Below are 12,613 nucleotides of genomic sequence, written 5' to 3'. Positions count from 1 at the left end.
TGTGGCACTGAACAACGGCGCGCTGATCGCCAATAGATATCGCCTGATCCGCCTCATCGCGACGGGCGGAATGGGACAGGTCTGGGAGGCGACGGACAACCGGCTCAACCGGCGCGTAGCCGTCAAGGTCCTCAAGTCCGAGTTTTCGTCGGACCCCGAATTCCTCGAACGTTTCCGCTTCGAGGCGCGAACCACGGCGCAGCTGAACCATTCCGGAATCGCCGGTATCTACGACTACGGCGAGGTACGGGACAGCTCCGGTGATTCGACCGCTTACCTGGTGATGGAACTCGTCAACGGTGAACCGCTCAATGCCGTCCTGGCGCGGGTCGGCCGGCTCGCGGTCCCCCATGCGCTGGACATGCTCGAGCAGACGGGCCGTTCACTGCAGGTGGCGCACGACGCAGGGGTCGTGCACCGTGACGTGAAGCCGGGCAACATCCTGATCACCCCCACCGGTCAGGTGAAGATCACCGACTTCGGTATCGCCAAGGCCGTCGAGAACTCGCCGGTGACCCGCACCGGCATGGTGATGGGCACCGCCCAATACATCGCTCCGGAGCAGGCGCTCGGGCAGGACGCGACTGCGGCGAGTGACGTGTATTCGCTCGGCATCGTCGGCTACGAGGCCCTATCGGGGCGGCGTCCGTTCATCGGGGACGGCGCCATCACCGTGGCGATGAAGCACGTGCAGGAGGCTCCGGCACCGCTGCCGGCAGACCTGCCGCCGAACATTCGCGAATTGATCGAGATCACCATCGCGAAGGACCCGACGGTCCGCTATTCCAGTGGCGGCGAGTTCGCGGACGCGGTCGCTGCTGTGCGGGCGGGCCGGCGTCCGCCGCCGCCCGGCGCGGTGGCTGGTGGAACGGCACGCGTGCTGCCGCCTCCTCCTCTGACGGGGGCCACCCAGATGATGCCCCCTTCGCAGGCGGCGTACCTGGGCCCGGTCACCGGGCAGGTTCCCGACCCGGACGACGACGACCGAAAGCGCGGCGGCCTGACCAACGGTCAGAAGGCGGTGGCCTGGGGCGCCGGCGGCATTCTGTTGCTGGCGGCGATCATCGCCCTGGCAATGATCTTGTTCGACGGCGGTGACACGAAGGATCCGACGGTTCCGGCGGTCACCTCGTCGCTGCGGACGATCACGACGACACCCCGTCCCACGACGACGACCACCACCGAACCGCCCACCACGACCACCACGGAACCGCCGACGACGACCACGACGACGGAACCGCCCACCACAACGACGACGACCACCACCGAACCGCCCACCACGACCACCACGACCACCACCACCGAACCGACGACGACCACGACGACCACGTCGGAGGAGTCAGCTACTTCGACTTCACAAGGATTGCCATGACGACACCGCGTAACCTCTCCTCACGCTACGAGCTGGGTGAGATTCTCGGCTTCGGTGGCATGTCCGAGGTCCATCTCGCTCGTGACGTTCGCCTCAGCCGCGACGTGGCGATCAAGGTGCTGCGCGCCGACCTTGCCCGCGACCCCACGTTCTACCTCCGGTTCCGCCGTGAGGCGCAGAACGCGGCCGCGCTCAACCATCCTGCGATCGTGGCCGTCTACGACACCGGTGAGGCCGAGACCGAAGCGGGGCCGCTGCCGTACATCGTGATGGAGTACGTGGACGGCGACACATTGCGCGACATCGTCCGCAGTGAGGGTCCGATGGCCCCGCGCCGCGCGATGGAAATCATTTCCGACGTGTGCGCCGCTCTGGACTTCAGTCATCGCAACGGCATCGTGCACCGCGACGTGAAGCCCGCCAATGTGATGATCAACCGTGCGGGCGCGGTGAAGGTGATGGACTTCGGCATCGCCCGCGCGATCTCCGACGCCTCCAGCCCGATGACGCAAACCGCCGCGGTGATCGGCACGGCCCAGTACCTGTCGCCGGAGCAGGCCCGCGGTGAGCAGGTGGATGCCCGTTCCGACGTGTACTCACTCGGCTGCGTCCTGTTCGAGATCCTGACCGGGCAGCCGCCGTTCAAGGGCGACTCACCTGTCGCGGTGGCGTACCAGCATGTGCGGGAGGATCCGCAGACACCGTCCGAGATCAACCCGGACATTCCGCGCGAGCTCGACTCGGTGATCCTCAAGGCGATGAGCAAGAATCCGGCGAACCGCTACCAGACGGCCGCCGATATGCGCAGCGACCTGGTCCGGGTCCTCGGCGGGCAGCGTCCCAGCGCACCGATGGTGATGAGCGACGAAGATCGCACTACCATCCTCGGTGCCGTCGACACCGGCGCCGGGCACTACCGCCGCCCGCCCGCACCGGTACCGGGTCCCGCCACGAGGAGTGAGCCGGCCGAACCGGAGAAGAAGAACAATGCGCTGCGCATGGCACTGCTCGCGTTGGCAGGCCTGATCGTCGTCGGCATCGTCGGCGCCTTCCTGTGGTCCGTCGGACCGGGTTCGGAGGCCGACCAGGTGACCATGCCGGATGTGACGAATCAGAACGCGGACGAGGCGGAGACGACTCTGCAGAACCTCGGCTTCCGTGTAGCGAGGCAGCAGAAACCGGACGCTGTCGTGGCGACCGGCAACGTCATCACCACCCGTCCCGTCGGCGGCGTCCAGGTGGACGAGGGCAGCACGATCACACTCGAGGTGTCGAGCGGTCCCGAACAGGTGAAGGTGCCGCGGCTCGCCGGCCTGAGCCAGCAGGAAGCGCAGCAGGAACTCAACGCGGTCGGGCTCCGCCTCGATACCGCGGTAGCCCGTGCACCGTCGTCGCCGTCGGAGATCGACACGGTGATCGACCAGAACCCGTCCTCGGGGGCGAGCATCGCACTCGACTCCGTGGTGGCAATCACCCTCGGCAGCGGGCCGGAGCAGATTCGGATTCCCGACGTGACCGGACAGAAGGTCGAGGTGGCGCAGGCCAACATCGAGGGCGCCGGATTCACCGCGGTCATCCAGCAGATCGACTCCGGTCAACCCAAGGGCGAAGTGGTGTCCACGGATCCCGTCGGCGGCTCGACCGCGGCCAAGGGCGACACCATCACGATTCGCGTGTCGAACGGTGACAACATCGCGATGCCCGACCTCACGGGCAAGACGGTGTCGCAGGCGCTGGCCACTCTCCGCAGTGCGGGCTGGAGCGGCTCGTCGAGCTCACTGGCCCAGACGCAGACGTCGACGCTCGACCCCGACATGGTCGGGAAGGTTCTCACTCAGCAGCAGCCGCCGGGATCCGAAATCGCCAAGGACGCTGTCGTGTCCGTCGGTGTGGGCACGCTCGGCATCCCGCGATAGGCGGCTCCGCCGCCTGTGAGTGGTTGAGGAGTCTCCGCACTCGTTAACCACTCACAGGGGCTACGCCCCCAACGCCTCCGCGACCTCGGCCTCGAGGGTGTCGACCAGCGAGTCCTGCGGGGCGTCGCCGCACACGGTGAGCCAGTTGGCCAGCATCCGGTGCCCACCCTGCGTGAGCACGGACTCCGGGTGGAACTGCACACCGTGGATGGGAAGCTCCCGGTGTCGCATGGCCATGACGATGCCGCTGTCCGTGTGGGCCGTCACCTCGAGTTCGTCCGGGATGGTGTCCTCGAGAACGGTGAGTGAGTGATAGCGCGTGGCGGTGAACGGATCGGGCAGGCCGGCCAGGACACCGTTCCCACTGTGGTGGACGACGCTGGTCTTGCCGTGCAGCAGTTCCGGTGCCCGGTCCACGGTGGCACCGAACGCGGCTCCGATGGCTTGATGGCCGAGGCAGACTCCGAGCAGCGGGGTGCCGGAGTCGGCGCAGGCCTTCACGAGGTCCATCGTGGCGCCCGCCCGCTGCGGTGTGCCGGGTCCGGGGCTGAGCAGGATGCCGTCGAAGTCGGCTGCTGCGGCCGCTATTGCCTCCGGCCCGGTGAGGTTCGGATCGTCGTTGCGCCAGACCACGGCCCGTGTTCCCAGCTGCCCGAGGTACTGGACCAGGTTGAACACGAAGCTGTCGTAGTTGTCGACGACGAGAATCCTCATGGGACCAGGGTATTCTGCGCCGTTCGTTCGGTACGCACCCGGGACCGCTGAAACTCAGTGCCCCGCGTATCCGGGCACGGTCAACTGGCCGGACACTGTCTGCGAATAGCCGAGGCCGAACCGCGCGGCGTACTGCTTGAACACCCGGATGCCCGGCTCGTTGGCCAATGCCGCCTCGAGGCGGGCCGGGTCGCCGATCGCCGACATCACGTACGGCGGACTGTAGGTGCGTCCGTGCAGCAATAGCGTGTTGCCGATACACCGTGGCGCCGACGTGTTGACGATCCGCTGGTCCTGCATGCCGACGGCCTCGGCACCGCCCACCCACAGGGCGTTCAGCACACTCTGGACATCCTGCTGGTGCACGACGAGATCGTCCGGTGCTGCGTCCACCGGATACTTCCCGTCCGCGTCGCGGGGGGCGTCGGTGAGAGTGACGGTGACTCCGGGCCCGGTCATCGGGGTGAGCCCGGCGTCCGTGGCAAGGGCTTTGGTGTCGGCGAGCACCTGCGCGACCCCGGTGTCGGAGGCGGCGGCCTCCTGCTGCAGCGACTCCACCTCGGCTGCCAGCCGGTCGCGGGTCTCGGCCACGTCGTCCGTCTCGGCCTGGGCGTTGCGGACCAGGTCGGACAGTCGAGTGGAGTCCCCGGCGCGAATTTCGTTGCCGTGCGACACCTCCCTGGTGGTGGCAACCAGCAATCCGGCAACCAGACACACCACCAGCACGGCGATCCGCCATAAGTTGGACCTGGTCACCGGTGTTTCCGTCCCCTCGTCCTCGCCCTGTGAATCTCGGCTACGTTAGCGTGTACAGCAACGCAGGTAGTTCGAATCTACCTGCACACATTCCTGTAGAACCGCACGAACGAGGACGTCATGCCGAAGTCGAAGGTCCGGAAGAAGACCGATTACACGATCAACCCTGCGAGCCGCACACCGGTGAAGGTGAAGGCAGGTCCGTCGAGCACCCTGTACGTCTCGGTGATGCTGGGCTTCATGCTGGTCGGGCTGGTCTGGCTGCTGGTCTACTACCTCGCCGCCGATCAGCTCACCTGGATGAACGACCTCGGGGCCTACAACTTCCTCATCGGGTTCGGCTTCATGGTGGTGGGTTTGATCATGACGATGCGCTGGCGCTGAGACAGCCAATTACACCGATGTCATTCATCCCCAATGTGGACAACCCCTGTGGATAACCGCAGGTCGGCCGACCATGACTGAAGACGCGCCGTTGCAGTGGTCCACTCCGCTCAGCGCGGTTGCCGCCCTCGCGATCGGCGGAGTGGCGCTGGGCGCCGCGGGCCTGTTGGTGTCGACGGAACCGGCGGGGCGACTTCTCGTGTCCGTGGCAGCCCTCGGCCTCCTCCTGACGGCGGCGTCTGCGGGACGCCAGCGACCCCGGCTCGCAGTAGATCGGAATGCGGGCCGCATCGTGGTGGGCCGTCTGAGTGGTCGCCGCACGTACCACCGGTCTGACATCGAGCGCGCGCGAATCGTCCGCTACCCGCGGCTGGGACGCCGGGTACCGATGCTCGAGATCGACGTCCGGGCCCCCGACGGCACCGAACGCCTGCTCATCTTCGGGCGGTGGGATCTGGGTACCAATCCGGAAGATGTGTTCGATGCCCTGTCCGTTCACCGCCTGGTAGGCCCGGAGTCCCGTCAGTAGCCGAGTTGGGCGCGCAGCTGCACGATGCGCATGGCGATCACGCCGAGCGTCGCAATAAGGACCGCGCCGAGGCAGAGCCAGCCGACGGTGACGGCGCGTTCCCGGTTGTTGCCGACACCGAGCACCTGCGGACCGTAGAGAATCCCGGCGGTGGCGAGAGCGCCGGCGACCAGGCCGCCGAGGTGCCCCCAGAACGAGATTCCGGGGATCGACAGGCTGATGATCACGTTGATGGCGATCACCGACACGATCGGGGCGGGGCTGCGACGCAAGCGGAGCAAGATGATGGCCTCGGCACCCATCAGGCCGAAGATTGCGCCGGATGCGCCGGCGGTCCAACTCAATCCGCCACCCGAAGAGAAGACGGATTGAAACGCCATCACGGACGCCGACCCGCCCAGAAGCGACACGAGGTACACCGCCGTGTAGCGGGCGCGACCGAGGATCAGTTCGGTATCGCGGCCCAAGATGTAGAGGGCGAACATATTGACGGCCAGATGGATCAGACCGAAGTGAAGGAAGCCGCTGCCGATCAACCGGATCCATTGGCCGTCGGCCACCAATCCGGGATTGAGCGCCCAGTCGGAGAACAGCGGCGACGGACTCTCGTTGTGCAGGATGCTGCGTGACTGCGCCGCAGTTGCGAGGAATGCGAGAACGTTGAGGCCCATCAGCGTGTACGTGACGCTCGGCGTCACACGGCCGGGCACCACCGTGTTGCCGGCGACGCCCCGTACGGGCCGGACGTCGCGCCGGCCGGCGGCGACACAGTCGACGCAGTGATAACCGACCGCGGCCTCACGCAGACAGTCGGGGCATGACGGGCGGCCACACCGATTGCAGGACAACGCGGTGGGACGGTCGGGATGCCGGACGCACCGCGGCTGGGGCGGGGTGCCCTCGTTCGCAGCACCGCCCCAGCCGGGGTTGGTCATGTCTGGTGTTCCTTACGCGATGGAAACGCTGTTGATCACGACCGGCTCCAGCGGGCGGTCGGACCGGTCGGTGGCGGTGGAGGAGATGGCGTCGACGACCTTCTTCGACTCCTCGTCGACAACCTCACCGAAGATGGTGTGGCGACGGTTGAGGTGCGGCGTCGGGCCCGTGGTGATGAAGAACTGCGAGCCGTTGGTGCCGGGGCCGGCGTTGGCCATGGCCAGCAGGTAGGCGCGGTCGAACTGCAGCTCGGGGTGGAACTCGTCGCCGAACTTGTAGCCCGGACCACCGGCGCCGGTGCCCGTGGGGTCACCGCCCTGGATCATGAAGCCGTCGATGACGCGGTGGAAGACGGCGCCGTCGTAGAACGGGCCGGAGTTGGTGCCGCCTGCGTTGGCGGTGGTGTACTCCTTCGACCCCTGCGCGAGGCCGACGAAGTTCTCGACGGTCTTCGGAGCGTGGTTGCCGAAGAGCGCGATCTTGATGTCGCCGCGGTTGGTGTGCAGCGTTGCGGTTGCGGTCTGATGTGGTGAAGTCACCCCACCATCGTGCCATTGTGCAGTTGCCGCTGGTTCCTCCGCGGTGGGATCGGGCGCCTTCGATCCGTTCGCGGGCCCCCGTCTTGTGACAAAGTGGGGACATGACACGAGCGACGGAGTACTCGACGAAATCAGAGGCTGTCGATCAGGCCCTGCGTGTGGCACGTTCGGCCGCTCTCACCGCGGCCACCGGAACCGGAACGGCCGGCCTGTTCCTGGGCCGCCAGGGCGTTTCGTTGGCGAAGAAGGGCTACACCCGCGCGCGGACCACCCCGGTGAAGAAGGCAGCGCAGGGCGTCGTGGGGTCGCTGACCCCCGGAGACTCGACGGCGACGCGAACGAAGTCGACGCGTGGACGTCGCCTCGCGATCGGTGTCCTCATCGGTTCCCTCATCGCAGGCGGCGCAGTGCTCTTCAAGATCAGCCGCCGCGAGCATCCGCCCATCGCTACCGCTCCGCCGCGCCTCGAAGATCTCGAAGAGCAGAACTCGGCCAAGCTCGCCTCCCCCGACATCACGTCGGCACCCACCACGAACTGACGCGTCACTCGCCGACCACCACCGCGCGTATCCGGTGGAGGTCGGCGGGACTCCAGTGGGCGGCTGAAGGATCGGACCACCTTTCGGGCAACCCTGTTTCATGCGTTGTACCAGGGGTATCCCCAAGCGAATCATCCGCGAGGACCGTTCCGAGGAGTCGCCATGACCGTCGCACGTTTCGTCCACCGCATCGCCGCCATCACCTTTCCGGTCGCCGCCTGCGCCACCGTGTTGTCCGCCGGAACCGCTGCGGCCGACCCGCCTCATCCGTTCGGTGGTCCCGCCCTCACGATCGGGTGCCCGAATCAGGGCAGCTTGATGTCGCTCACGGCGCTCACGGGGCAGTCCGGACCGGAGGCGTCGCCGCCGATCGCCGACGGCGACATCCGTTTCGAGTCGCGGCCGGCGGCTCCTCCGATTCCCGCCGCCGCGCAGATCACCGTCGCCTGGGTGAACACGGACAACGGCCGCTCCGGGATCGTCGATCTGCGTGGCGTGTACCCGTTCCTGTCGGCCACGGTGAACACCGGCGTGGGCAACGTGATCGCGACGGCATTCGGCTCGATCAACTTCGGCAGCAGCCCGATCTGTCAGGCTAATCCGGCGATCGGAACGTTCATCGCGTGACGGGCTGACGGGCGCCGATCTACCGAAACGGCTGTGTAGGCCCCAGTTACGGTGCCACCGGACCGCAGAGGGAGACGAGTGCACGCGCCAACGTCGCTTGGTGCAGCGGGCTGAGAATCTGCCCGACTGCACCAGCGGCGTCGAGAAGTGCGGGTAGCCAGCCGGTTTCGGCCAGCACTGCTTGTTGCTCCCGCATCTGATCGAGAATCTGCGTGTTCTGCCGGTCGATCACCGGACGCACGTGCGACAGGTCGGGGCCGATCGCGGGCGCCGAACCGGGTGAGACACTCCACCACGCGAACAGAGCCCGCTGCACGTCCTTGTTGGCCTCTATCTGGTCCCGGAATATCTGGTGCACTCGGGCTGCGTCGAGACCCTCGTCGAGAGCCTGCGCCGCGACCGACGCAAGGACCTGCTCCTCGCGGGCCGGATCGTCGATGGGCGCATCGCTTCGCCACTTGGACGCGGCCACCGTGTCCGCTGTCGTCAGGCGCAGAGCAACGGCCTCCACGATCGGCTGGAGCGGACGGCCCTCTTACGGCGACCAGGTTCTCAATCCCCTTAGGATTGCCATGCCTGACAGTACGATCATCGCGAGGGCCAGGCGCGGTCCGGCGTACACACAGGACGGATGGATGTCATGAGAAAGCAGATCCGACTGATGGCGGGGATCGCGTTCGCCACCGCCGCGATGATGGCAGTGTCAGCGTGCTCTGATTCCGGCTCGGAGTCCTCGTCCGACGCCGACACGCTCACTGTCTACAACGCGCAGCACGAGTCGCTGACTCAGGAATGGGCTGACGCGTTCACTGCCGAGACCGGCATCGAGGTGGAACTCCGCAACGGGAGCGATACCGAACTCGGCAACCAGCTGGTCGCGGAGGGGGATCAATCGCCGGCCGACGTGTTCCTCACCGAGAACTCACCGGCAATGACCCTCGTGGAGAACGCCGGCCTGTTCGCCGGCGTGAACCAGGACGTCCTCGATCAGGTGCCGAGCCAGTACCGGCCGTCGAGCGGTGCCTGGACCGGTATCGCCGCGCGGTCCACGGTCTTCGCGTACAACAAGGACCAACTGCCTCAGGACCAGCTCCCGAAGTCGCTGCTCGACCTGCAGGACCCCGCGTGGAAAGACCGCTGGGCGGCGTCGCCGTCGGGGGCCGACTTCCAGGCCATCGTCAGTGCGCTACTCGAACTGAGGGGCGAGGATGCCACCCGTCAGTGGCTCGCCGCGATGAAGGAGAACGTCCGCACCTACAAGGGCAACAACACGGTGATGAAAGCCGTCAATGCCGGAGAAATCCCGGGCGGAGTGATCTACCACTACTACTGGTTCGGCGACCAGGCCAAGACCGGGGAGAACAGCAACAACGTCGCTCTGCACTACTTCAGGAATCAGGATCCGGGTGCATTCGTCAGCGTCTCGGGCGGTGGAGTTCTGAAGTCCAGTCCGAATCAGGATGCTGCGCAGCAGTTCTTGAAGTTCGTCACGGGTAAGTCGGGGCAGGAAGTATTGCAGACCGGAACATCGTTCGAGTACACGGTGGCCAGTGACGTGCCCGCCAACCCCGAGCTGGTTCCGCTGGCAGACCTGCAGGCCCCGGCGGTCGACCCCGCGAAGCTCAACAGCCCGAAGGTCACCGAACTGATGACGGAAGCCGGTCTGCTCTGAACCTTGCACCGATCGGCCGAGCGCAGGCGGGAGACCCGGACACGAGGCGGCGTCCGACTGCCCGTTCCGGCCGGCCCTCGATCCCCCTCGCCCTCGCTGCGCTCGTCGTCGTCGCCGTGTCGCTCGTCCCGCTCGGTTACGTGATCGCGCAGAGCATCGACACCGGCTGGGCGACCGCGTCGGCACTGCTGTTTCGACCGCGGGTACGCGAATTGCTCGGTAACACCGTGCTTCTGGTGGTGGCGACGGTGCCGATCTGCATCGCCGTCGGCGTCCTCGCAGCGTGGCTCGTCGAGCGCACGCGGGTGTCGGGGGCGAAGGTGTGGGCAGTGCTCCTGGCGGCACCGCTGGCAGTTCCGGCTTTCGTCAACAGTTACTCCTGGGTGACGGCAATTCCGTCGCTCGGCGGGCTACCCGGCGGCGTTCTCATCGCCACCCTGTCCTATTTTCCGTTGGTCTACATCCCTACTGCGGCGATCCTCCGCAGGCTGGACCCTGCCGTCGAGGAGTCCGCGCGTGCACTCGGGCTCGGACCGTGGGCGGTGTTCTTCCGAGTGGTGGTGCCGCAGCTGCGACTGGCCATCGCGGGCGGAGCGCTCTTGGTGTCCCTGCACCTGCTCGCCGAGTACGGCGCTTTCGTCTTCATCCGGTTCGACACCTTCACGACGGCCATCTTCGAGCAGTACCAATCGACCTTCAACGGCGCCGCGGCGACGATGCTGGCGGGGGTTCTCGTGTTGCTCTGCCTCACGTTGCTGGTGATCGAAGCTGTCGTCCGGGGCAGCGCCCGATATGCCCGGGTGGGAGCGGGTGCGCCGCGTGCAATGGTGCCCGCCGACCTCGGCTTCCGCTACGAGCCCTTTGCCCTGTTATTCCTCGGGATGGTGATCGCGCTGTCTCTGGGGGTGCCCGTCATCAGTGTCGTGCGCTGGCTCGTCGTCGGCGGTGCCGCCGTATGGGAGCTGGACGCCATTGTGTCGGCGCTGGCGCAGACGCTCGCATTCGGGGTAACCGGCGCCGTCGTCACGTGCGTGCTGGCCTTTCCCATCGCCTGGATCTCGATTCGCTACCGCGGAGGGTTCAGCAGGTTCCTCGAGGGCAGCGCGTACATTTCCAGTTCCCTGCCGGGCATCGTGGTGGCGCTGGCGTTCATCACGATCGCGATCCACTATTTCCGTCCCCTGTACCAAACCGTGGCAGTCGTGATCGCGGCGTACACGCTGTTGTTCCTGCCGCGCGCCCTGGTCAATGTGCGGGCGGGCCTCGCCCAGGCCCCGGTCGGGCTCGAGGAGGCATCACGGTCTTTGGGCGTCTCACCGTTGGGGACATTCCTGCGCGTGACGTTGCGGCTGGCTGCGCCGGCAACCGCGGCGGGCGGGGCACTGGTGTTTCTGGGTGTGGTGAACGAGCTGACTGCCACTCTCCTGCTCGCGCCCACCGGAACTCGCACCCTGTCCATGCAGTTCTGGTCGCTGAGCAGCGAGATCGACTATGCGGGCGCAGCACCGTACGCGCTGCTCATGATCGTTCTGTCGCTGCCCGTGACGTATGTGCTCTTCGCTCAGTCGAAAAAGGTTGCCGGGCTATGACATACGCGCTCGAGGTAAACGGACTCGACAAGTCGTTCGGCTCCACGAACGTCCTCCGGCACATCGCCTTTTCGGTGGAGGCAGGATCAACGACGGCAATCGTAGGTCCGTCCGGCTGCGGTAAGACCACGTTGCTCCGCCTCGTCGCGGGGTTCGAAAGACCCGACGCCGGCACCATCACCCTGGGTGGCCGGGTTGTTGCGGGCGCCGAGTGGATTCCCGCGCATAGACGGTCGGTCGGGTACGTGGCCCAGGACGGCGCACTGTTCCCGCACGCCACGGTGGCGGTCAATGTCGGGTTCGGGTTGCCCCGGCGCGCCCGCACCCGAGCCAGAATCACCGAATTGCTCGAGATGGTGTCGCTGGACTACTCGTACGCATCCCGGCGCCCCGACCAGCTGTCCGGCGGACAACAGCAACGGGTGGCGCTCGCGCGGGCATTGGCACGCGAACCGGAACTCATGCTGCTCGACGAGCCGTTCTCCGCGCTCGATGCCGGCCTGCGCGCAAATACCCGGAGGATCGTCGCCGATGTGCTCGCCAAGGCCGGCATCACCACCATCCTCGTCACCCACGACCAGCCCGAGGCGCTCTCGTTCGCCGACCGGGTGGCGGTGATGAGCGACGGCCGGCTCGCGCAGGTGGGCACTCCCCGGGAAATCTATTCCGCGCCGATCGATGTTCCCACCGCCGAGTTCATCGGTGACGCCGTCGTCCTGTCCGCGCACGTCGAGGGCGAGCGAGCCCGTTGCGCGCTGGGTGACGTGGCCGTGATCGCGAACGGTGTACAGGGCGAGGCTCGCGTCATGTTGCGGCCGGAGCAGATCGAAGTGACCGCGGACGGTGCCGGCGTGGCCGGGTCGGTCGTCGATGTGGAGTATCTGGGCTCGGAGATGCTGCTCGGTATCCGCCTCGACACCGCGGACGGGGTCGTCTCCGAACGGGTCACGGTGCGCCGCTTCGGTGCCACCGCACTCACGCCTGGCGAGCGCGTCGGAATACGGGTTCTCGGTACGGGAGTGGCTTACCAGCAGTGAATG

The 12,613-nt window shown here is 66.7% G+C and carries 14 protein-coding genes; 9 read left to right on the top strand and 5 right to left on the bottom strand.

Annotated elements, in window-relative coordinates:
• Nucleotide 1: 1 nt before the first annotated feature.
• Complete coding sequence (locus CBI38_RS00165) at nucleotides 2-1,372, top strand: serine/threonine-protein kinase (protein ID WP_109325351.1); 1,371 nt, start codon at nucleotides 2-4, stop codon at nucleotides 1,370-1,372.
• Nucleotides 1,369-3,288 carry a Stk1 family PASTA domain-containing Ser/Thr kinase gene (gene pknB, locus CBI38_RS00160; protein ID WP_109325350.1) on the top strand — a complete coding sequence of 640 codons (1,920 nt, stop codon included), beginning with the start codon at nucleotides 1,369-1,371 and terminating at the stop codon, nucleotides 3,286-3,288. The genes CBI38_RS00165 and pknB overlap by 4 nt, the downstream gene beginning before the upstream one ends.
• A gap of 60 nt (nucleotides 3,289-3,348) precedes the next feature.
• Here pknB and CBI38_RS00155 read toward each other — a convergent pair whose 3' ends face one another.
• Nucleotides 3,349-4,002: an aminodeoxychorismate/anthranilate synthase component II gene (locus CBI38_RS00155; protein ID WP_109325349.1), complete on the bottom strand. Its 654-nt coding sequence runs from the start codon at nucleotides 4,000-4,002 to the stop codon at nucleotides 3,349-3,351.
• A gap of 54 nt (nucleotides 4,003-4,056) precedes the next feature.
• Nucleotides 4,057-4,758 carry a DUF881 domain-containing protein gene (locus CBI38_RS00150; protein WP_109325347.1) on the bottom strand — a complete coding sequence of 234 codons (702 nt, stop codon included), beginning with the start codon at nucleotides 4,756-4,758 and terminating at the stop codon, nucleotides 4,057-4,059.
• Between the two features lie 120 nt (nucleotides 4,759-4,878).
• Between CBI38_RS00150 and crgA the strand changes: the two genes are divergently transcribed.
• Both crgA and CBI38_RS00140 read left to right on the top strand, forming a co-directional pair.
• Complete coding sequence (gene crgA, locus CBI38_RS00145) at nucleotides 4,879-5,142, top strand: cell division protein CrgA (RefSeq protein ID WP_109325346.1); 264 nt, start codon at nucleotides 4,879-4,881, stop codon at nucleotides 5,140-5,142.
• Nucleotides 5,143-5,215: 73 nt separating this feature from the next.
• Nucleotides 5,216-5,671 (top strand): PH domain-containing protein, encoded by a 456-nt coding sequence (locus CBI38_RS00140; RefSeq protein ID WP_109325335.1) that lies wholly within the window; start codon nucleotides 5,216-5,218, stop codon nucleotides 5,669-5,671.
• On the opposite strand, the gene CBI38_RS00135 is transcribed toward CBI38_RS00140, so the two are convergent.
• The gene (locus CBI38_RS00135; protein WP_109325334.1) at nucleotides 5,665-6,606 is read right to left on the bottom strand and encodes a rhomboid family intramembrane serine protease; all 942 of its coding nucleotides are present in this window, start codon (nucleotides 6,604-6,606) and stop codon (nucleotides 5,665-5,667) included. The genes CBI38_RS00140 and CBI38_RS00135 overlap by 7 nt on opposite strands.
• A 12-nt stretch (nucleotides 6,607-6,618) precedes the next feature.
• Nucleotides 6,619-7,146 carry a peptidylprolyl isomerase gene (locus CBI38_RS00130; protein WP_109325333.1) on the bottom strand — a complete coding sequence of 176 codons (528 nt, stop codon included), beginning with the start codon at nucleotides 7,144-7,146 and terminating at the stop codon, nucleotides 6,619-6,621.
• A gap of 101 nt (nucleotides 7,147-7,247) precedes the next feature.
• Here CBI38_RS00130 and CBI38_RS00125 point away from each other — a divergent pair, with 101 nt between their 5' ends.
• Nucleotides 7,248-7,685: a hypothetical protein gene (locus CBI38_RS00125; RefSeq protein ID WP_162603158.1), complete on the top strand. Its 438-nt coding sequence runs from the start codon at nucleotides 7,248-7,250 to the stop codon at nucleotides 7,683-7,685.
• Nucleotides 7,686-7,847: 162 nt separating this feature from the next.
• Entirely contained in the window at nucleotides 7,848-8,312 is a 465-nt protein-coding gene (locus tag CBI38_RS00120) for a hypothetical protein (RefSeq protein ID WP_109325329.1), read from the top strand.
• 46 nt (nucleotides 8,313-8,358) lie between these two features.
• On the opposite strand, the gene aroQ is transcribed toward CBI38_RS00120, so the two are convergent.
• On the bottom strand, nucleotides 8,359-8,826 hold the full coding sequence (aroQ, locus tag CBI38_RS00115; RefSeq protein WP_109325328.1) for a gamma subclass chorismate mutase AroQ: 468 nt from the start codon (nucleotides 8,824-8,826) through the stop codon (nucleotides 8,359-8,361).
• 126 nt (nucleotides 8,827-8,952) lie between these two features.
• Between aroQ and CBI38_RS00110 the strand changes: the two genes are divergently transcribed.
• The 3 genes from CBI38_RS00110 to CBI38_RS00100 all read left to right on the top strand — a co-directional run bounded on the left by CBI38_RS00110 (nucleotide 8,953) and on the right by CBI38_RS00100 (nucleotide 12,610).
• Nucleotides 8,953-9,984, top strand: coding sequence for an iron ABC transporter substrate-binding protein (locus CBI38_RS00110; protein ID WP_109334765.1), 1,032 nt, complete (start codon nucleotides 8,953-8,955; stop codon nucleotides 9,982-9,984).
• Nucleotides 9,985-10,064: 80 nt separating this feature from the next.
• Nucleotides 10,065-11,573, top strand: a complete 1,509-nt coding sequence (locus CBI38_RS00105; protein WP_230990293.1) for an ABC transporter permease — start codon at nucleotides 10,065-10,067, stop codon at nucleotides 11,571-11,573.
• Complete coding sequence (locus tag CBI38_RS00100; RefSeq protein ID WP_109325326.1) at nucleotides 11,570-12,610, top strand: ABC transporter ATP-binding protein; 1,041 nt, start codon at nucleotides 11,570-11,572, stop codon at nucleotides 12,608-12,610. The genes CBI38_RS00105 and CBI38_RS00100 overlap by 4 nt, the downstream gene beginning before the upstream one ends.
• Nucleotides 12,611-12,613: the final 3 nt, after the last annotated feature.

Origin of the sequence: Rhodococcus oxybenzonivorans, from assembly GCF_003130705.1 — a bacterium.
GTDB classification, from domain to species: Bacteria; Actinomycetota; Actinomycetes; order Mycobacteriales; family Mycobacteriaceae; genus Rhodococcus_F; species Rhodococcus_F oxybenzonivorans.
This window is presented reverse-complemented; position numbering and strand designations above follow the sequence as displayed.